Source organism: Dyadobacter luticola (assembly GCF_005860805.1).
GTDB lineage: Bacteria > Bacteroidota > Bacteroidia > Cytophagales > Spirosomataceae > Dyadobacter > Dyadobacter luticola.
The window spans coordinates 45,392-66,161 of record NZ_VCEJ01000002.1; the positions used below are offsets into that span (position 1 = coordinate 45,392).

The window sequence follows — 20,770 nt, forward strand, 5'->3', positions numbered from 1 at the left end:
GATATTGTTTAAAGCCAGATACTTACCAGTAAGTCAATCACCTTAATCCCCACAAAAGGAACCAGAATACCGCCCAGGCCGTAAATCAGCAGGTTTCTTCTGAGTAGCGCGCTGGCGCCGATGGGTTTGTAGGCGACACCTTTCAGGGCCAGCGGGATCAGGAAGGGAATGATGATGGCGTTGAAAATGACTGCGGAAAGGATAGCGCTTTCAGGGCTGCTAAGTCCCATGACATTCAGGCCTTTCAGTGCCGGGATGCTGGCTATGAAAAGCGCCGGAATGATGGCGAAGTACTTGGCAACATCATTCGCGATGGAAAATGTGGTCAACGTTCCGCGGGTCATCAGAAGCTGTTTCCCGATCTCGACAATCTCGATCAGCTTGGTTGGGTCATTGTCCAAATCGACCATATTGCCGGCTTCCTTGGCGGCCTGGGTACCACTGTTCATCGCCACGCCCACGTCGGCTTGCGCAAGTGCGGGCGCATCATTGGTACCGTCACCCATCATCGCGACGAGCTTGCCGGCTTCCTGTTCCTTTTTAATGTAGTTCATTTTGTCTTCAGGCTTGGCCTCCGCAATGAAATCGTCCACCCCGGCTTTTTCAGCGATAAACTTGGCAGTCAACGGGTTGTCCCCGGTTACCATCACGGTTTTGACCCCCATTTTCCGTAGCCTTTCAAACCGCTCGCTGATGCCCGGCTTGATAATATCCTGCAATTCGATCACACCCAAAATCCGCTCGTTTTCCGATACCACCAGCGGCGTACCTCCGTTGCTCGAAATGGCTTTTACAGTTTCTTCTGTTTTTGCGGGAAATGCATTTCCAGCCTGTGTGACCAGGTTTTTGATCGAATCAAATGCGCCTTTCCGGATCCTGGTTTCTGCAAAATCAACCCCGGAGCTGCGCGTTTCAGCTGTAAACTTGATGAATTTAGGGTCGTTAAGCTGGTAAGTCGCTGGGGTAGCATTGGCCAGTTCGAGGATGGATTTTCCTTCCGGTGTTTCGTCCGCGATAGAGCTGAGTACGGCGTTTTTAACGAAATGCTGCTCATTTACACCTTCGGCGGTATGGAATTTCGTGGCTTTCCGGTTCCCGATGGTGATCGTACCCGTTTTATCAAGCAGCAAAACATCAATGTCTCCGGCGGTTTCCACCGCTTTCCCTGATTTCGTAATCACATTCGCCCGCAGTGCACGGTCCATCCCGGCAATACCGATCGCAGAAAGCAACCCGCCGATCGTCGTCGGGATGAGGCAGACGAAGAGTGAAATGAATGCGGCGATCGTGATCGGCGTGCCGGAAAAATCGGCGAAGGGTTTTAAGGTGATACAAACAATGATGAATACCAGCGTAAAACCGGCCAGCAGGATCGTCAGCGCAATTTCGTTAGGCGTTTTCTGGCGGCTGGCACCTTCCACCAGTGCAATCATTTTGTCCAGAAAACTTTCGCCCGGTGCAGTGGTGACCATGACTTTGATCTTGTCCGACAGTACCTTGGTACCGCCTGTGACGCTGCTTTTATCGCCGCCAGCCTCACGGATCACCGGCGCAGATTCACCGGTGATCGCGCTTTCGTCGATGGTGGCAAGTCCTTCAATGATCTCGCCGTCGGTAGGAATGTTGTCGCCGGCTTCGCAAATGAAGATATCGCCTTTTTTCATCTGGGCCGACATCACATGCTGGGTAGCGACCGAAAATCCAGGTTTTTGGTCAATGACCAGTTTTGCAGGCGTTTCCTCCCGGGTTTTTCTCAAACTATCAGCCTGCGCTTTTCCACGCGCCTCGGCGATGGCTTCGGCAAAATTGGCAAACAGTAACGTTAGCAGTAAGATCACAAAAATAACCAGGTTGTAGCCAAAAGTGCCCTGACTGCGCTCGCCCGATAATACCCAGAGGCAGACAACGAGCATGATCAATGTGCCGATTTCGACGGTAAACATGACCGGATTTTTGAATAAAAACCTGGGATTTAATTTGATAAACGACTGCCTGAGTGCTTCGTTTACGAGATCCTTCTGGAATAAGGATGCATTTTGATTTTTCATTGGAGTGGTGAGTTGACTTTTAGCTGTTCTCTTTTAGCTATTAGTTTCGCTCGTTTTATGTTGGATTTACAGACTGAAATATTCGGCAATCGGGCCTAATGTGAGGGCCGGGAAGAAGGATAATGCGGTGATAATTGCGATGACGGCCAGGATCATCATGCCGAAGGTGGCAGAGTCGGTACGAAGGGTGCCGGCGCTTTCGGGAATGTATTTTTTCTGTGCCAGAAGTCCTGCAATCGCTACCGGGCCAATGATCGGGATGAAGCGGGAGAGTATCAGCACAAAACCCGTAGTAATGTTCCACCAGAGATTATTGTCGCCAAGTCCCTCAAAACCACTACCATTGTTGGCAGCAGAAGAAGTATATTCATACAACATTTCACTGAAACCGTGAAAGCCCGGATTGTTCAGATTGGCCGAGGTGATTTCCGGAAATGCTGCCGCCAACGCGGTACCAGCCAGGATCAGCAGCGGGTGAAGCAAGGCTACGATCATCGCGATTTTCATCTCACGTCCTTCGATTTTTTTACCCATGAATTCGGGAGTACGACCTACCATTAATCCGCTGATAAAAACGGCCAGAATGATGAATATCAGGAAGTTCAGTATCCCCACGCCGCAGCCGCCGTAAAAAGCGTTGGTCATCATCGCAAGCATTTGCATCATTCCCGACAGGGGCATGGCGCTGTCGTGCATCGAGTTGACCGAACCGGTCGATATGACGGTGGTGGCTATACTCCAAAATCCTGAGGCCGCGCTTCCAATCCGGGTTTCTTTTCCTTCCATCGCACCTGAACCCATATCAATGCCCATTTTGGCGATAGCAGGATTACCTTCGATTTCCCAGACGATCGTCGGAAGGCAGAGCAGCAGAAATCCCACAGTCATTACCCCGAAAATCATCCACGCCATTTTCTTTCTTTTCAGGAAAAAACCGAGTGCAAAAATCATCCCGAGCGGCACGATCATCTGCGACATCATTTCGACCATATTGGTCAGGTAATTAGGGTTTTCGAGCGGGTGTGCGGAGTTGGCGCCGTAAAATCCGCCGCCGTTTGTGCCCAAATGTTTGATCGCAACAAACGCTGCCACCGGCCCCGTCGAGACGCCGACCGTATCACCCTGCATTGTCACCATGCTGTCTTTTCCTTCGAAAGTCATCGGCATCCCGTTAAAGGCGAGGATACTGGCGACGATGATTGCTGCGGGAAGCAAAATCCGCGTGCAGGAAATCAGCATCAGGTTATAGAAGTTTCCTAGCTTGTCGGTGGTTTTTTCTTTTAATGCTAAAAAAATCACTACAGCCGCGGCCATACCCGTACCGGCGCTGACGAAGTGCAGGAACATCAGGAACATTTGTGACAGATAGCTCACGCCGCTTTCACCAGAGTAATGCTGCAAATTACAGTTGACGACGAAGGAAATGCTGGTATTAAATGCCAGATCGGCGGTTTGCCCGGGGTTACCGTCCGGATTGAGCGGCAGCCAGCCCTGGTTCATGAGGATAAACATGCCGAGCAAAAACCAGACAAAATTGATAGTAAGCATGGCCACCATGTGCTGTTTCCAGTTCATTTCAGCTTTTCGTTCGATACCGCCAAGACGAAAAAATGCGTTTTCGAGTGGTGTGAAGATGGGGTCCAGCAGCGTTTTTTCACCTGCGTAGACTTTCGCAATGTACCTGCCAAACGGAACCGCCAGCAGGATTGTGAGTGCGTACATGGCGACGACGCCAAATATTTCAGTGTTCATTGGAGTGAGGTGTTAAAATTTTTCGGGTTTGACCAGCACGTAGCACATATAGCCAAACACGCCGATCGATACGATGAATAATGCAGCCATGATTTCAGATTTTTTCAAAAAATGAGATGGTTTTGTAGAAGAGCGCGAAGCAGAGACAGCCGGCGGTAACTAAGAGGATTGTTAACATGCTTTCAACTTTTTAGGTGAATGTTTGCCTAAGTAGTTTCAAAGATGTGCCAGGAAGTGATCTTTAAGTTTAAACTGCTGATTAATAGTATTTTAAGTGAAATTGAGGGATGCTTTGTCTGCATAAAACCCTATCATTTTGATAAGAATGTTATCAAATGTGATAGGGTTTTGTTAAGAAGGATTTTACTCTTGAAACACAGTATTTTGCTGCAAATGATTTTTGCGCAATTACACTTGCGACGCTGTATCAGGCGAAGAATGTTCAGAGGGATACGGTCGGTCCAGCATTTCAAATGCCGCCTCCTGAAAATTAATGTATGATTTGGCTGCCTGGTTGTCCAGCCATCCTTTTTCTAGGTGACTGGCCTCTACCAGCTCGGTGGTGAGCATTTTACCATAAGTGTCACAAACCGATTGTAAAACGTCAATTTCGGATTTTGTGAAAAGCGCATCGTTGAAATGGTCTTTGCTGGTAATCAGCTCGCCATAATTTCCATTTCCGACTTCCACTTGCTCTACGGTCAGCTTCGCGTCATCGCAAAGTTTGATGTACATTTTCTGGTATTGCGAAGGCACCGGCCCAAACTGTATTGCGCGGTACGAAATGCCAGAAATGGCAAAGCCGGTGCGGGAATACGCCATGAAATCGGCGTAGAAGAGAAGTTTGTTCAGCTTGGTTTTATAAAGGCCTTTTACTTTTGAATCAAAAAAAGAAATCATGTTGGATATCCGCTCCAAATCGGGACGACGGTAGCCATTGAATTTGGAAGGTGCCTGATTTTCAAAGATCTGGTCCACAAAAAGCAGGTCCCAAGGATTCTTATTATTCTCTGCAATGATTTGCTCTGCTTTCGCAACCAGTTTGTTCACTTCCGGAAAGGGAATACGGTATTTTTCGCGGTATTGGTTGTGCACCTGCGCCACATTTAACTCATCCAGTTCGAGCGTGGTATATTTTTCTCCCAAATCCTCGTCAATACTGTAATGCCAATATATAGTGTACTTTTCTTTCCGAAATGTAAAAGTGTCTAGTTCTCGGTATATCGGCATTTTCTGTTCAGTGATATGACTTTTCATTACTCACGTTGCCAAGTTTGCAACATTATCAGGGGTCGGTCGTCTTTGCGTTATGGGAGCATTTTGCTGCCGAACGAACATTTAGCCATGATATGAAACGATTACTACTCACCCTTGTCGCGGTGGCGACTTCCTTCGGCCTGACGCTGGCCCAAACATTCAAAGTTTCAGGTATACTTGCCGATTCGGCGACTGCTAAGCCGGCGGAATTTGCTACCGTCGCGCTGATGCAGGGCGGGAAAATAGTGGAAGGAACCACGACCGATGCCAAGGGTGTATTTGAATTCGGCAAAGTTTCGCCCGGACATTATGCTGTCCAGGCTTCGCTGATTGGATATACTACCAAAAACAGTGAAAGTTTTACGGTAAAATCAAAGGATGTTGATTTGGGCAGCATTAACATTGCAGCCTCTGTCCAAAATTTGAAGGAGGTGACCGTATCCGAGCAGAAGGCATTGTTTGAAGAGCGCTCGGACCGGATGGTTTATAATGCTGAAAAAGATATTAGTATCCGCGGCGGCGATGCGACGGACGTTTTGAAAAAAATACCTTCCATAGCAGTTGATATTGAAGGCAATGTGCAACTGCGGGGCAGTGGTAACATTAAGGTTTTGATCAACAACAAACCTTCCAGCGTCGTGGCGCGCAGCATTTCGGATGCATTGAAACAAATTCCGGCCGACATTATAAAACAAGTGGAAGTAATTACTTCGCCCTCTGCAAAATACGATGCGGAAGGCACTGCGGGGATCATTAATATTATCACGAAAAAGAATACGCTAAAAGGCACGAACGGATCTGTAAGTCCCAATTTCGGGCAGTGGAATAACTGGCCGAATGCAACAATTAACCACCGGAATAAAGGTATCAGCCTCACCGGCAACGCGGGTTTCAGCAACTGGCGCAATAAGCGACTGATGGACCAGGTGCGCTCGTCCACAAATGGGGACACGCTGAGCCTGCAAAACCAGGAGCAGTGGATCAAAGGCAGCGGGAAGAATTTCTGGGGCTCGTTTAATGCCGACTGGGACGTTGATTCGCTGAACCGCATCGGCGCGGGCATCAATTATTATAATGGTAAGAATACCAACGGTTTTGACATTGATTTTGAAGAAACCCGAAATGGAATGCTCAGTGAATATTTTCGTCGCTATATGAGCCGGACTTACGACTGGTCGGGTGCGACAATTAATCTGGATTATACCCGCCTTTTTAAAAAACCAAAAAGAGAACTGAATTTCCTGAGTATGTATTCCTTCGAGGGCGAAGACAGCGATTATTGGGCGAATGTGCAAAACAGGGAAGCACAGATATTTTATCGCGAAAAAAGCTACAATATTAGCAACAATAAGGAAGCCACTTTTCAGCTCGATTTTACCAACCCGATCGATAGTATCAGTACCCTTGAAATGGGCGCAAAATCCATTTTCCGGCAAATCCTGAGCGATTACCGTCTCGCCAGCGCGCCCGATGGATCGACAAATTTCCAGGATGTGCCCGAGCAGGCGAATGTTTTTGATTACAACCAGCAGGTCGCGGCGGCGTATGTGGTTTACAGTCGCACTCCTAAAAAGCGCTGGGGTATCAATCTCGGCGCGCGGTATGAGCATACATTTATCAATGCCAATTTCTTGAATGGTACCCGTCCGTTTTCAAATAACTACGGCAATTTTATTCCCAGCGTGAGCCTCTCCCGCACATTGCCGAAGAACCAGCAAATCCGCATCAGTTATTCCCAGCGTATCCAGCGTCCGCAATTTTATTACCTCAATCCGTATGTAAATCAGTCGGATTCTAAAAACCAATACGGCGGAAATCCGTACCTAAGGCCTGAGCTAACCCACTCGGCAGAAGCGAATTATAGCATTTCGATTGGCCAGACGAGCATCAATGCTTCTTTCTTTTTGCGAAAAACAAAAAACGCGATAGAGAACATCAGCTCGGTGGATAGCGCGGGTGTTTTGAAGCAGATTTTTCAGAATGTTGCTGAAAATGTGGCTTATGGCGTGAACCTGAGCGCAAATACGAAAATCGTGAAGCAGTGGACGGTCAACGGTTCGCTCAACCTGTTTTACAATGTGCTCGAAAGTGTCGAGCTGAAAACGCGGAATGCGGACTGGATGTATCGCCTGAACCTCAATTCGACGGTCGATCTGGGGAAAGGTTACAAGGCGCAATTTTTCGGATTTTACAATTCGCCGCGCGTCAACATTCAGGGCAGGTACGGCGGTTTTGGGTTTTATAACATTGTGTTTCAGAAGGAAGTGTTGAAGAAAAAAGGTACGATCGGCGTCGGTTACGACAATCCGTTTAACCGCACGGTCAGCTGGCGAAATGATTTTGTCGGGCCGAATTTTGTGCAGGTCCAGCATGTATCGATGTACCGCCGAGGCTGGCGCATCAACCTGAAATATGAATTTGGGAAAATGAACGGGTCGCCGCGCCAGAAAAAACGGATTTCGAATGACGATAAAAAAGCAGGTGAGGGGAACATTTAGCCTGCCATAGCAGGGAATCTTCCAGAATCTTTTCAGTTTTGCGACGCAACTTTGTGCGCTATGAAGATACTGATCATTGAGGATGAGCCGGATTTGCTGGATGTGATACGGCAGTCGCTGGAAATGGAGCATTTTTTGGTCGAGTCGGCGGGGACTTACCTTGCTGCGCTGGATAAGATTGTGGACTTTGATTATGACTGTATCTTGCTGGATATCATGCTCCCGGGCGGCAGCGGCCTGGATCTTTTGCGGGAGCTGAAAAACCTGGATAAGTCTGATAATGTGATCATTATTTCTGCCAAAGATTCGCTGGATGATAAGCTAGCCGGGCTTAATCTTGGCGCCGACGATTATCTCACCAAACCGTTTCATATAGCCGAACTTACCGCGCGTGTCAAGTCCGTGCTGCGCCGGAAATCCTTTCAGGGCAAAAACCTGGTCGTGATCGGAAACCTCAAACTCGACCCAGAGGAACGAACATTGACGATCGGCGACGAGCCGCTGCCGCTGAACCGCAAGGAATTCGACATTCTCACTTATATGCTCGTGAACAAAAACCGGCTGGTGAACAAAACTTCGCTGGCCGAGCACGTGTGGGGCGATCACATGGACCAGGCCGACGACTACGAATTTATTTATTCTCAAATAAAAAATCTTAGGAAAAAACTCAAAGAAAGGCAGGCGGACGTGGAGATACAGGCGGTGTATGGTATTGGTTATAAACTCGTTAGGTTATGAACCTGCTTAATTACACGCTCAAATATCTTGCTATCGCATTGTTCGGGATCATCAGCGTCTGGGCGGTGATTTTTTATGTGAATATGCTCGATGAAGTGTACGACAGCCTGGACGACGGCCTGGATAATTACAAGCTGCTGATCATTGAGAAAGCGCACGAAGATCCGGGTACGCTGACGCGCAATGAATTTGCGGAGGGGAATTACGAGATCCGGGAAATTTCGAAAGATCAGGCAAAACGGACGAAGGAGGTGTACCAGGATACTCTGATGTATATGGCCAATGAAAAGGACCTCGAACCCGTGCGAATGCTGACGACGACCTTTAAAATGGACAAAAAGCATTACGAGCTCAAAGTCATTTCGTCGATGGTGGAAGAGGATGATTTGATCGAAGACCTGTTTTATTCACTCATCTGGCTGTACATTTTTCTGCTTGCAAGTATCCTGATTGTCAATAATTTCCTGCTGAAAAAAGTTTGGCAACCGTTTTACGGACTAGTGGATCAGCTCAAAAATTTCCGGCTTGGGAAAAACCAGAACATTCAGTCAGTTGAAACAAGCGTGAAGGAGTTTAATGTGCTGAATGATACCGTGGGCGCGCTGGTGCGGCACACTTTGGAAACTTACAATAATCAGAAACAATTCATCGAAAACGCCTCTCACGAGCTGCAAACGCCGATTGCGATCAGCATTAACCGGCTCGAATTACTGGCGGAGAAGAACGAGCTGAACGAATCTACGCTGGAAACGGTGGGGCAGGTGATACAAACATTGGAACGCCTGACGCGCCTGAACAAGTCGCTTCTATTGTTGTCGAAGATCGAAAACCGGCAGTTTGAGGATGTGGAGGAAGTTTCTGTAAATCAGGTAGTAAATGCTTTGAAAGAAGAATTTGCTGATTTTGCAGAGTTTAAAAATGTCACGATTTCGGTGAAGGAAAAGGCTGATCTGTATGTGGTTATGCAGAAAGATTTGGTGACAATCCTGATTTCCAATCTGCTGAAAAATGCGATCGTGCATAACCATACAAATGGTGCGGTTGAAATGGAAATTGGCGAGGATTATCTGCTGATTTCTAATTCAGGATCAGCAATTGCATTGGATCCGGACAAGATTTTCAAGCGGTTTCACAAAGATTCCGGCGATCATAACAACACCGGTCTGGGGCTGGCCATCGTCAAAGCGATCATCGATTTGTACAGCTTTTCGATTTCCTACGGGTTTACAGGAAAACACAACATCCGTATTCATTTCCAGGTTTTGCCAAAAAGCTGAGCTCATCGGGTTTATTCCCAATTCCTTCCGGTTTTCACTTTTAACATTGCATAAACAAATGTTAAGAGCATGAAAACGAACAGCATTTATACCTTCATCTTCGCGATAATCAGCCAGTTAGCCATCGCGCAAACCAGTAGTGATTCGGTCAGCATTTTTCCGGCCGAAAAACCGAAGCCGCTGAAAATCCGTCACGCCGAACCTTTATATATGGACCTCATCCGCGACCTGGGTGCGCGCAAAGGCGAAAAGGAATGGAATGTGGGCTATGGGATTGAGGGCCACAAGGATTACACGATCAATCACTCTTTTGTGGAATACGAATTTTCGCCCGTCAACCGACTGGGGCTGGAAGTGGAAGTTCCTTTTGCATTCTACCGGTCGGCTGCCTCAAATGAACATGTGGAGATACCCCGAAACCGCATAGAAGGCCTGAAACTGGCCTCACAGTACACTTTTCTAGTTTCCAAGAAACATCAAATGTCGATGGCGGCGGGGTATATGCACGAATTCCGCGCACATTCTTTTTACTCGATTGATCACGGCCGTGGGATGCTGAAAGGACATTCGGTCAGCCCGTTTTTTATTGTGGCCAAAAAGTGGGGGAGCCGCATCAATACCATGCTTTATACCGGGCCGGAGTGGGAAGTTACGGCTGGTGAAAACAAGTCTGAGCTGTTTTATCAGACCAATGCCAGCATGCATTATGTGCTTCCGTCGGGCAATTTTGTTGGAATTGAGGTGAATGATGAGCGATCGGCGGTGAGCCGGCAGACGGTTTTACGGCCGCAGGTCAAATTGATCCTCACCCCGCGACTGGCGCTCGGCCTGCTGACCGGTATCCCTACCAATTTCCACGAAAACGGGATGAGTTTCATGGTCAGGGTGATTTTCGAGCCGTGAAAATGATGGAGGTTTTTGTTCGCTGGTTTATATTTACAAATGCCCCGATCCCGCATCCGCCTCCACCGAAAATTAGTCTCCCTTTTCTGGAAGCATCCTATTCTCTTTTTTACGGTTAAATGGCTGATCCTCTCCGGCTTGGTAGGCATCCTAGTCGGTTCGGCTTCGGCCTTTTTCCTGGTATCGCTGGACTGGGCGACGCAGTTCCGGGAAGCAAATCGCTGGATCATTGCCCTGCTGCCCGTGGCGGGTTTCCTGATTGGCTGTATGTACCATTATTTTGGCAAGGAAGTGGAGGCGGGAAACAATCTTTTGCTCGAAAATATCAATAAACCTTCCGGGATCATTTCACTGAAAATGGCACCGTTTGTGCTGATTGGCACGATTGCCACACATTTGTTTGGCGGTTCGGCAGGCAGGGAAGGGACAGCTTTACAAATCGGCGGGTCGATTGCCGACCAGTTTACGGGATTCTTAAAATTCAGGCCGCGTGATCGAAGATTGATCCTCATCGCCGGGATCGCAGCTGGTTTTGGCTCTGTTTTTGGGACGCCGATGGCTGGGGGAATTTTTGGTTTGGAAGTATTTTTAATCGGCCGGATACGCTATGACGCACTTGTTCCCGCATTCGCCGCGTCCATTTTCGCCGATCTGACCACCCGCGCCTGGCAGGTTGGACATACACATTACCACATTCCGGTTGTGCCCGAATTGTCGGCGCTCTTTGTTTTTTACGCGGTTTTGGCTGGTATTGCTTTCGGGGTTTGTGCCATATTTTTTAGTAGCCTGACCCACGCCATCGGCCATTTTTTCAAAAAATACATTGCATTTCCTCCCCTGCGCCCGGTGGTCGGTGGTGCGCTTGTGGCGTCGGCTGTTTTTGCGATGGGCAGTACGCGGTACATCGGGTTGGGTATCCCGGTGATTTTGGAATCTTTCAAGGGACCGCTGCCGCCTTATGATTTTTTACTCAAAATTATTTTTACCGCTGTCACATTAGGTGCGGCTTTTAAAGGAGGCGAGGTGACACCCTTGTTTTTTATTGGTGCCACATTGGGTAATGCACTTTCTTACCTCATTCCGCTCCCGGTCGGCTTGCTGGCGGGGATGGGTTTTGTGGCGGTTTTTGCCGGTGCTGCCAATACGCCGCTAGCCTGTATTTTAATGGCGATCGAATTGTTCGGAGCGCCCTGCGGTGTTTACGTGGCGATCGCCTGCATGATATCCTACCTGTTTTCCGGGCACCGCGGCATTTACGGTTCTCAGCTGATCGGTGAGCCTAAACATTTGGTTTACAGTCGCCAGGTGGGTCGGATTTTGTCGGTTTTAAAAGCAGATATCAACAAATCAAAGTGAGCTGCGGATGTTTAGTTGCCAGGGATTTTCTATTGTGAGGATCGCTTTGGTATCGATCAGCCTTGCCATGGTTTTGCCCATGAGCCGGAAATCCGTCGAAAGCGTCGTGATCCCGCCGGCCAGGACTTCTTTCAGCGGCGTATCATTGTAGGAAATAATACCGAAATCCTCACCGGGCCTGACTTGCTGCACGGCAGCTTGTTTGATCAGATCGGCCAGATCTTCGTCTTTTACTACAATAAAAATATCCCCTTTCTCAATTTGCCGGCCTGCGGTTTCAGAAATGTAGTTGTGCTCGAAGCCGTATTTGTCACAAAAGGCTTTCAGGCCATCGTATCTTTCATCCGGCTCTTTTTCCTCTTTTTGAACCATATAAATGCGTTTATATTTACGCAGTAGGTCTAATCCAGAAACCAGGGCGTCATAAGTATTTTTCTCAAAATCCTGGGAAACAGAAGAATACCTGCCTTTCAGCTCCGGCATAAAATGGTCTAGCAGGAAAACGCGGCCGGAAAGCGATTCGAGCAAGTCGTCGATTTCCTGGAATTTCCCGGACATTAAAATGTAGTCGGTATACTTATTATTGGCGTCGCGCACCAGCGTTTCAAAAACCTTTCGGTTGTAGTTATGAAAAAACAGGTCCACCGTAGCAGCATTGCCCACAGACTCTACAAAGGATTTGAATAGCACCTCCTTGAAACCATTGTATTCATTAAAAAGCAGGAAAATGTTGTGACCTGCTTTCACCTTTGTACTCGTCACAAAATAGCCGACACCGTGATTGGAGGCAATTATTCCCCTGGAAATCAGCTCTTTCAAGCCAGCAAAAACAGTATCTCTCGACAAGTTATATAAACTCCTGAATTCGTTGATCGAGGGAATCCGGTCACCATTTCCATATTCCTCCGACTGAATGCGATCGGTTACGTGACTGACAATCAGCTTGTATTTGGATTTATTTTCTATCACTACATTTTCATTTGAACAAAAATAAAAAATAAGTCGTACCAGTTCGTACCAGTGTTAAACATTTATATAAATTTGGACATTCAAAACTGGATATGAAAAAGAAATCGATTTTTCTGGTCGCGCTCATTTTGCTGCAACTTAGTTATTTTTCGGGCTCGTCACAGGCGCAGGTCACGCAACTGCATCGGGTAAACCGGGCGGTGATCAATGATCCTTTCTGGAATCCGAAAATGGAACTCTGGGCCAATACGACGGCTACCGATGTACTGGATAAGTTTGAAGGAAAACATTTGAAAACCGCCGAGGAAAAAGATCTGAACAATGTTTTGGAAAACTTTGATAAGGTGGCGGCTGGTAAAAAGGGGCAAGGTGGACACGCCGGTTTACCCTGGTTTGACGGATTCTGGATCGAGAATCGCGGCCGGAACTCGGGTTATCCGCTGTGGCTGAGCTGGGGAAATGATAAATCGGAGGCGTGGATCAGGGAGCAAAAGTACAAGGAGGGCTTTTCTGCTGCCAAGGCGCGGCCTACCTGGGGCGACTATGCGCAGGATTCCATTTCTGTTTTTGAACAAAAAACCATTGAAGGCCACGCGGTTCGGGCAACATTGCTCGCGACCGGCATCACCGCTGCGGCACTGGAAAATCACAAGCCGGAATACATGCAAACTGCTGACCGTCTGTGGGATAACATGGTGGGCAGGCGCATGTTCGTTACAGGCGGTGTTGGCGCAATCCACGATGACGAAAAGTTTGGCGCCGATTATTTCCTGCCGACCAATGCTTATCTGGAAACCTGCGCGGCAGTAGGTGCCGGATTTTTCAGTCAGCGCATGAACGAACTGACCGGGAATGGCAAGTATATGGACGAATTTGAGCGGGTACTTTATAACAATGTGCTCACCGGCGTGTCGCTTTCGGGCCGACAGTATACCTACCAAAATCCTTTAAATGCGCACAAACATGCGCGCTGGGAGTGGCACTCATGCCCGTGCTGCCCGCCAATGTTCCTGAAGATGGTATCGTCGCTGCCTGATTTTATTTATTCTTCGGCGGCTGACAGGATTTATGTAAATCTGTTTATCGGCAGTAATGCGTCGATTCAATTGGCTGATAATAATCAAGTTAATATTACTCAAAAAACGGAGTATCCCTGGAAAGGCAGCATTGCGCTCAGCGTTAACCCGCATAAGAAAAGCGATTTCAGCGTCCTCGTCCGCGTTCCTGGCTGGGCACGCGGCAAGGAAAATCCGTATGATCTTTACCATTCCAATCTCGCCGGGCATTACACAATCCGCGTGAATGGCAAACCGGTGAAAGCGAACATTGAAAATGGCTATGCGGTGATTAAAAGAAAATGGAAAAAGGCGGATCAGATCACGCTGGACTTGCCTGTGGAGCCAAGAATGATCACCGCCAATGCGCAGGTAAAAGATTTAAAAAACCAGGTAGCCCTCGCCTCCGGGCCGCTGATTTATTGCCTGGAAGCCGTGGATAATGCATCGCTGGACTCGCTGGAAATTGGTAGTTCGGCCTTGAAGCTAGATTTCCGGAAGAATTTGTTGAATGGCGTTAATGTGCTGACGGGGAATGGGACGGAAAGAGGTGGGAAGAAAGTGCAATTTTTGGCAGTACCCTATTTTGCTTCCGGGAATCGGGAAGGGGAGGGGTATCGGGTTTGGCTAAAAAGTACCAAGAAATGATCAATACCATCGTCATGCTGAGCGGACCGGGCCGCCGGGCGGTCGAAGCACTTTGCCGGTGAGCACAGTGCAAAAGACGTTGTGCCTAGCCAGTAGCTTGCTTCGTACCTGTCATGCTGAGCGGAGTTTAAGCCTGTCATGCTGAGCGGAGTCGAAGCACTTTGCCGGTGAGCACAGTGTAAAAAGCGTTGTGCCAAGCCAGAAGCGTGCTTCGACTCCGCTCAGCATGACAATAAAAAAAAGCGTTTTTTTAAATTTTGTTACGCAAATTCCTAATCTCATAAACCTCTCATGAACCCACTTAAACTAACCCTCATATTCTCCCTATTTTCTCTCTTCGCAAACGCCCAAAAGGCCAAAATCACCGTCAATGCCGACAAAGTCGAAAACAAACTTTCCAAGCTGATTTACGGCTCTAATATCGAAGATGTAAACCATGAAATATATGGCGGGTTTAATCGGACTTCGTACCTGGAAAGCCGGAATTGAATTTCGGAATATTCGTTTTGAGAAAAATGGCAAAATGATGTCCCCCAGGGTTTTTACTGAACCTTCCGAGCAGGTGAGCTACAACTGGGATATGTTGCGTCCGGCGGGTGTGAAGGCATCGTTTGCGATTGATAGTACTGCCGGTTATAATGGAAAAAATGCCCAGGTGATCACATTCGAAAGCGGCAGCGGGAAGGTGGGAGTTGCCAACCGCGGGCTAAACCGCTGGGGTATCGCGGTGCGGAAAGGGCAGAAGTTTCAAGGACGATTGTATCTGAAAGAGACGCAACTTTCCGGACCGGTTACGGTGGCGCTGCAAAGTGCGGATGGAAGTAAAACGTACGCTTCAAAAACGCTGACCAATATTGGCGCGGACTGGCAGAAGTTTCCTTTCGAATTCACCGCGAGCGAGGCGGATAGCAAGGCAAAACTGACGATCACATTGTCTTCGAAAGGAAAGTTATGGGTTGATCAGGTGGTGCTGATGGGTACCGGGAAAGACCAGTTTGCCGGGTTGCCGATTCGTGCAGACATTGGTAATGCGCTGGTAGCGCAGGGGTTAACATTCCTTCGGTATGCCGGTACGATGGTGAATTCGCCGGAATACAGGTTTAAGAAAATGATTGGCGATCCGGATAAACGCCCGCTTTACCGGGGGCATTGGAACCATTACAGTACCAATGGTTTTGGCATAGAGGAATTTTTGCAATACTGCGAAGCGGCCAACATTACGCCTTGTTTCGCTATCAACATTTACGAAACGCCGGAAGATATGGCGGATATGGTCGAATATTTCAATGGTGATGCTTCAACAAAATGGGGCGCAATCCGCGCGAAAAATGGTCATCCGAAAGCCTATGGTGTGAAATACATTGAAATAGGGAATGAAGAAGTGCTTTTTAATGGCGACAGCAAAGAAGGGTACGAGGAATACGTGACGCGGTTTAAATTGCTGCATCAGGCGATGAAGCAGAAGGATAACGCGCTGATATTGATACATTCTGCCTGGTGGCGACCGGCTTCTCCGAATATGGAATATGTTTTCAAAGAATTAAATGGAAAGGCGGATTACTGGGACCTGCACGTAGGCGGGGATAATCCAAATGAAGGTTTGGAAACCGATAAAAAATTGACTGAAATGATCGGTATGTTCCGGAAATGGGACCCGGCTACGAAAATGCAAATTGCTGTATTTGAGGAAAATGGTAGCAAACATGGAATGCAACGCGCACTCGGCCACGCGACAAATCTGAATGCAATCCGAAGACATAATGAATATGTACTAACTTCCAGCCCGGCCAACGCTTTGGAGCCTTATCTGCAAAATGACAATGATTGGAACCAGGGGCAGATCTTTTTTACACCCACGCAAGTTTGGGGCATGCCGCCTTTTTATTCACAAAAAATGCAGTCGGAAAACCATTTGCCACTGCGTGTCCACAGTGCGTCCGAAGGTGGGCTGGATGTGACGGCGACCAGAAGCGAGGATGGAAAAACGCTGGCGCTGCATGTGGTCAACACCGGAGTGGAAGCGCGGCAGGCGGAAATTAGCATCACCGGATTTGACGGTAATAGAAGTAATGTTCAGATATTTACGCTTTCCGGCGAACTGACAGCCGAGAACTCTCCCCAAAAACCGGAAGCATACCGGACGATTGAATCAAAGGGAACATTGGCGGGAAATGCGCCGGGTTATGATTTCCCTCCGCATTCTTATACCATTCTAAAATTGAAGAGATAGTATTTGAACTATCAGTGCAGCCTTTGATCAGAGTATCCTGTTTACTCCTGGAATTTTTACCAGTAAATCGGCCAGCGCAAACGCTCCAACCACACCCAGCGGACCTACAACCAGGAATTTAATGCCTGGATCGACCGCCCAGTCTTTTAATAAAGAAGAAAGTATAACCAGTCCGATCGGGTGAAAAATGTAGGCTGCGAAAGCACAGCGGGCGAGACGGGCTAGGAGCGGCGAGGGGACGTCCCATTTTGCCCTTCCAATGCAAAGCAGGGCCGTCGCAATGCTGAAACCGAGCACCTGCTCCCATACCGCGTACCAAAGTTGCGGCCAATGCATGCCTGAGCTGAAATAAGCGATCGGGAAGTCAAAGATTTTTCTTGCAATAAAAAACAGCGGAAAACCGATGACAACCAGCAAAATCGCGATCAGCCGCATTTGTTTGCCCATTTTATAATCAGACTGACCGAGCCAGTTGTTCCTGGAAGCGATGATCCCGAAAATAAACATGGCAATGTATTGCGGAAAATGACCGAGCTGAAAGCCAAGTGGGTCGAGCGTACGGCCGACAGGAAAAACAATTCGGACAAAAAAACTGATGATACCGATTGCCGTCGCGAAAATCAGGATCTGACCGGTTGTCGGAATGTCCATGACCAGCTTATCTGAGCCAGAAATTATTCGGAATAGTACATATAAGAAGCTGAAAATCAGCAACGCTGCCACAAACCACATCACACCGAAATTGATCCACTCATCGAAGCCGCTGAGAAATTGTCCGTACGAAATGTGGTGACCTTTTGGCCAGTAATAAACGATGTAGATCACGAAGGGCGAAAACACGAACGAATAAAACATGAGCGGAATGCCCAGCCGCACAAGCCGGTCGGACATGAATTTGCCAGGCCCTTTTTTGTCGAGCGAAACAGGAATAAATAAGGCTGACAACAAAAAGAAAAAGCCCATAAAAAACGCCTGATCGACCGAAACGAGCAGCGTCATGGGCATAATCGCACCGAGAGTTTCCGTTTTTTCGGAATAATACCAGCCGCCCGGCGCGCCGTAAGTGACCGCGGCGTGATGCAGGACCACAAGCGCCGTCAGTGCAACCCGCAGGTGATCAATGTAAACGATCTTCGGTTTTGGTTCGATTTTCAGGGCGTCGGACATTTCGAATTTGTTGCTTTGAGCGAGAATGATTTTGCCGATAAAATATTGAACTGATTTTAGTCCAGCACAGAGAGGGTAATGCGGATAATGTCGCCGAAAAACGCATTGTCAACAGAAGATTTGGCAGACACGCGGATACCTTTCACCGTGTTGATAATAAAACGTGTAAGCGCCCTGGCGTCCTGGTTGTTGGGGATCTCACCATTTTTCTGACCCTGGTCGATGACGGCGTAAAAAGCTTCTTCAAGTTGGATTTCATTCCGGCACACAATGTCGCGGACTTCGGTATCGTGCGGCGCCACTTCCACTTCCGCGTTGACCATGAAGCAACCTTTGTGCTGATCGTCATTGAGCAGCTCGGCGGAGACGAATTCAAGTAGTTTTTTGATCTTTTCCCTGGCAGGCAAATTGTTGTTCACAATTTCAAAAATGCGCGCGCCGGATGTATTCTGATAAAATTCCAATGCCTTGATATACAGCGTATGTTTGTCGGCATAAGTATCATAGAGGCTCGACCGGCTGATACCTAGATGGTCGACCAGTTCCTGCATGGACGTACCATTATAGCCCTTATGCCAAAAGAGACATACCGCTTTGTTCAACACCTCCGCCTCATCAAAATCTTTCGTTCTTGCCATCGCAGAAAAGCTTTACCCGTTCAGGGCAAAGCTATTCAATTTTAAATAATATTTATCGGGTAATGATTACCGGGTAACGATTACCTGATACCGCCGCTGGCGATAATGGTTTCGCCGGTCAGCCAGCGGGAATCGTCGGATGCCAGGAAAACAGCAATCGGCGCAATGTCATTGGGTTGTCCAATGCGGCCCAGCGGAGCAGATTTTTCCGCATTTGCATGAAATTCACTACCGATCATTCCCGCAGCGTGCGCGCCTTCGGTTTCTACCATACCCGGATTGATCGCATTCACGCGAATCTTTTTCGGGCCAAGTTCTTTGGAAAGAACCTGTGTAATAGAATCGACGGCACCTTTGGTAGCCGTGTAAATGGAGCTTCCCGGAGGGGTGATCCTGGATACGGTCGAGCCAATGTTGATGATGCTGCCGCCTTTTTCGCCAAAGCTTTTTACCGCACCTTTTGTAACGAGCAGCAAGCCCAGCACGTTGGTATTAAATTGTCGGTTAAATTCCTCAGTAGTAACATCTTCAATATTGCCAAACTGGTAAATGCCCGCATTGTTCACCAGGATATCCACGCTGCCGAAAGCTTCTTCGGTTTGGCTGAAAATGCTGTCTACGTCCGCTTGTTTCGAGACATCACCTTGAATCGCGATGGCTTTACCACCTTCTTTTACGATTTCTGCAACCACTTTTTCCGCACCTTCCTTGGCCGAAGCGTAGTTCACAACCACCGCAGCGCCTTCTGCCGCCAGACTTTTAGCAATACCAGCTCCAATTCCTTTAGAAGCACCTGTAATAACTGCAACCTTATTTGTTAACTTTTCCATTTTGTCTTTTTTTGATTAAATTTCGGAATGATCGTTCCGGTATAGAATCAACATTCCGGAACAATCGTTCCAGAATTGGGAAGAATTTTTTCCAGCGTTTTAAACAGGTTGGTTTTAAGGTAAATGTGTACTTTTTTAAAGATAATAATGTAGCGAGAACCGTTACCAGCCTACGATCTCACCTCCCTGCTACATTCTTCCGCCGCTTTGAAACAGCCGATAAAAACAAATAGCCGCAGACTCCGGATAGGACCGAGCCGGTAAGGATGGCGAATTTGGCTTCGGAGAGGATGAGCTGCTCGCCGGGAAAGGATAAGAGGGCGATGAAGACCGACATGGTAAAACCGATGCCGCCGAGCATGCCGACACCGATTAAATGCTGCCAGCTAGCTGATTTGGGCATTTTTGCCACGCCGGATTTCACTGCCAACCAGGAAAAAAGAAAGATACCGATTGGTTTCCCAAGTGCCAGTCCAAGGATAATTCCCAGACCGAGCGTCGTGGTCAGTCCGCCGAGCATTTCCGTTTCAAAAGTAATGTTGGTATTGACCAGCGCAAAAAGCGGCATGATCGCAAAATTGACGGGATTCACGAGGATATGTTCCAGTTTTTCGAGTGGCGACTCGACTGCATCTGGCGTGGTAGGAAGCGCAAAAGCGGTAAGCACGCCAGCGATCGTCGCATGCACGCCGGAATGGTGGATGAAGTACCACATCAGCGCGCCGGGAATCAGATAGGCAGCCAATGCCTTAACTTTCAATTTGTTAAGAATTAAAAGAAAAACAAAAATCCCCAGTGCATACCCAAGAAATGCGTAATGTAAATCGGAAGAATAGAAGATCGCGATGACAAGAATGGCCATCAGGTCGTCCACGATAGCCAGTGCCGACAGAAAGATTTTGAGCGAGGAAGGGACTTTCTTACCCAGCAGCGAAATCACGGCGATGGCAAATGCAATGTCCGTCGCCATGGGTATGCCCCAGCCGCCTGCGGTAGGGGTACCTTTATTTAATGTAAAATAAATGAGCGCCGGAGCCAGCACACCGCCCAGTGCCGCGACAATCGGCAGAGAAGCTTTTTTGAAAGACGAAAGCTCACCCTCCACCAGTTCACGCTTGATTTCCAGTCCGACAAGCAGAAAAAAGATGGCCATTAATCCATCATTGATCCACGACAAAAGCGGGTAGCGCAGGTGGACGGCACCAGTTTCGAAGCCAAGTTCCGATTGCAGCAAATGTTCAAAACCGGGCGCGGCCGAAGTGTTGGCAATAATGAGTGAGATGACCACACAGCTCATCAAAAAGATACTTCCGAGTGATTCCGAGCGTAAAAATTCCTTAAAAGGTTTGATGTTGAAGAGTTTCGCCATAAGGTAAAACTAGTCAAAAATGGCTGTGAAAAGAC

Annotated in this window: 17 protein-coding genes; 8 read left to right on the forward strand and 9 right to left on the reverse strand. The window is 47.9% G+C overall.

The genetic code is table 11. The features are described from left to right. Positions 1–8: 8 nt before the first annotated feature. The 4 genes from kdpB to FEN17_RS00220 all read right to left on the reverse strand — a co-directional run bounded on the left by kdpB (position 9) and on the right by FEN17_RS00220 (position 5,030). Positions 9–2,048 (reverse strand): potassium-transporting ATPase subunit KdpB, encoded by a 2,040-nt coding sequence (gene kdpB, locus FEN17_RS00205; RefSeq protein WP_138363313.1) that lies wholly within the window; start codon positions 2,046–2,048, stop codon positions 9–11. A gap of 66 nt (positions 2,049–2,114) precedes the next feature. Beyond that, positions 2,115–3,800 (reverse strand): potassium-transporting ATPase subunit KdpA, encoded by a 1,686-nt coding sequence (kdpA, locus tag FEN17_RS00210; protein WP_138363314.1) that lies wholly within the window; start codon positions 3,798–3,800, stop codon positions 2,115–2,117. A 12-nt stretch (positions 3,801–3,812) separates the two neighbouring features. Next, positions 3,813–3,908, reverse strand: a complete 96-nt coding sequence (locus FEN17_RS00215; RefSeq protein WP_205748078.1) for a potassium-transporting ATPase subunit F — start codon at positions 3,906–3,908, stop codon at positions 3,813–3,815. A 300-nt stretch (positions 3,909–4,208) separates the two neighbouring features. Beyond that, on the reverse strand, positions 4,209–5,030 hold the full coding sequence (locus FEN17_RS00220) for a Panacea domain-containing protein (RefSeq protein WP_171037792.1): 822 nt from the start codon (positions 5,028–5,030) through the stop codon (positions 4,209–4,211). 119 nt (positions 5,031–5,149) lie between these two features. On the opposite strand from FEN17_RS00220, the gene FEN17_RS00225 reads away from it, so the two are divergent. From FEN17_RS00225 to FEN17_RS00245, 5 genes are all read left to right on the forward strand, one after another. Then, on the forward strand, positions 5,150–7,555 hold the full coding sequence (locus FEN17_RS00225) for an outer membrane beta-barrel family protein (RefSeq protein WP_138363316.1): 2,406 nt from the start codon (positions 5,150–5,152) through the stop codon (positions 7,553–7,555). Between the two features lie 60 nt (positions 7,556–7,615). Next, a complete protein-coding gene (locus tag FEN17_RS00230; protein WP_138363317.1) occupies positions 7,616–8,293 on the forward strand; it encodes a response regulator transcription factor in 678 nt (225 codons plus the stop codon). Beyond that, positions 8,290–9,570 (forward strand): sensor histidine kinase, encoded by a 1,281-nt coding sequence (locus FEN17_RS00235; RefSeq protein ID WP_138363318.1) that lies wholly within the window; start codon positions 8,290–8,292, stop codon positions 9,568–9,570. The genes FEN17_RS00230 and FEN17_RS00235 overlap by 4 nt, the downstream gene beginning before the upstream one ends. Positions 9,571–9,639: 69 nt before the next feature. Next, a complete protein-coding gene (locus FEN17_RS00240; RefSeq protein ID WP_138363319.1) occupies positions 9,640–10,473 on the forward strand; it encodes an HAEPLYID family protein in 834 nt (277 codons plus the stop codon). A 39-nt stretch (positions 10,474–10,512) separates the two neighbouring features. Continuing rightward, positions 10,513–11,829: a voltage-gated chloride channel family protein gene (locus FEN17_RS00245; protein ID WP_138363320.1), complete on the forward strand. Its 1,317-nt coding sequence runs from the start codon at positions 10,513–10,515 to the stop codon at positions 11,827–11,829. On the opposite strand, the gene FEN17_RS00250 is transcribed toward FEN17_RS00245, so the two are convergent. After that, positions 11,821–12,798, reverse strand: coding sequence for a GntR family transcriptional regulator (locus FEN17_RS00250; RefSeq protein ID WP_138363321.1), 978 nt, complete (start codon positions 12,796–12,798; stop codon positions 11,821–11,823). The two genes, FEN17_RS00245 and FEN17_RS00250, sit on opposite strands and share 9 nt — an antisense overlap. A gap of 92 nt (positions 12,799–12,890) precedes the next feature. Between FEN17_RS00250 and FEN17_RS00255 the strand changes: the two genes are divergently transcribed. From FEN17_RS00255 to FEN17_RS00265, 3 genes are all read left to right on the forward strand, one after another. Continuing rightward, positions 12,891–14,501 (forward strand): glycoside hydrolase family 127 protein, encoded by a 1,611-nt coding sequence (locus FEN17_RS00255; protein WP_138363322.1) that lies wholly within the window; start codon positions 12,891–12,893, stop codon positions 14,499–14,501. Between the two features lie 291 nt (positions 14,502–14,792). After that, a complete protein-coding gene (locus FEN17_RS00260) occupies positions 14,793–14,990 on the forward strand; it encodes a hypothetical protein (RefSeq protein WP_138363323.1) in 198 nt (65 codons plus the stop codon). After that, on the forward strand, positions 14,947–16,731 hold the full coding sequence (locus tag FEN17_RS00265; RefSeq protein ID WP_171037793.1) for an alpha-L-arabinofuranosidase family protein: 1,785 nt from the start codon (positions 14,947–14,949) through the stop codon (positions 16,729–16,731). The genes FEN17_RS00260 and FEN17_RS00265 overlap by 44 nt, the downstream gene beginning before the upstream one ends. Before the next feature lie 27 nt (positions 16,732–16,758). On the opposite strand, the gene FEN17_RS00270 is transcribed toward FEN17_RS00265, so the two are convergent. The 4 genes from FEN17_RS00270 to nhaA all read right to left on the reverse strand — a co-directional run bounded on the left by FEN17_RS00270 (position 16,759) and on the right by nhaA (position 20,735). Next, positions 16,759–17,898: an acyltransferase family protein gene (locus FEN17_RS00270; protein ID WP_138363325.1), complete on the reverse strand. Its 1,140-nt coding sequence runs from the start codon at positions 17,896–17,898 to the stop codon at positions 16,759–16,761. Between the two features lie 56 nt (positions 17,899–17,954). Then, positions 17,955–18,536: a TetR/AcrR family transcriptional regulator gene (locus FEN17_RS00275; RefSeq protein ID WP_138363326.1), complete on the reverse strand. Its 582-nt coding sequence runs from the start codon at positions 18,534–18,536 to the stop codon at positions 17,955–17,957. A gap of 80 nt (positions 18,537–18,616) precedes the next feature. Next, entirely contained in the window at positions 18,617–19,366 is a 750-nt protein-coding gene (locus FEN17_RS00280; protein ID WP_138363327.1) for an SDR family NAD(P)-dependent oxidoreductase, read from the reverse strand. A gap of 178 nt (positions 19,367–19,544) precedes the next feature. After that, positions 19,545–20,735, reverse strand: a complete 1,191-nt coding sequence (gene nhaA, locus FEN17_RS00285; protein ID WP_138363328.1) for a Na+/H+ antiporter NhaA — start codon at positions 20,733–20,735, stop codon at positions 19,545–19,547. Positions 20,736–20,770: the final 35 nt, after the last annotated feature.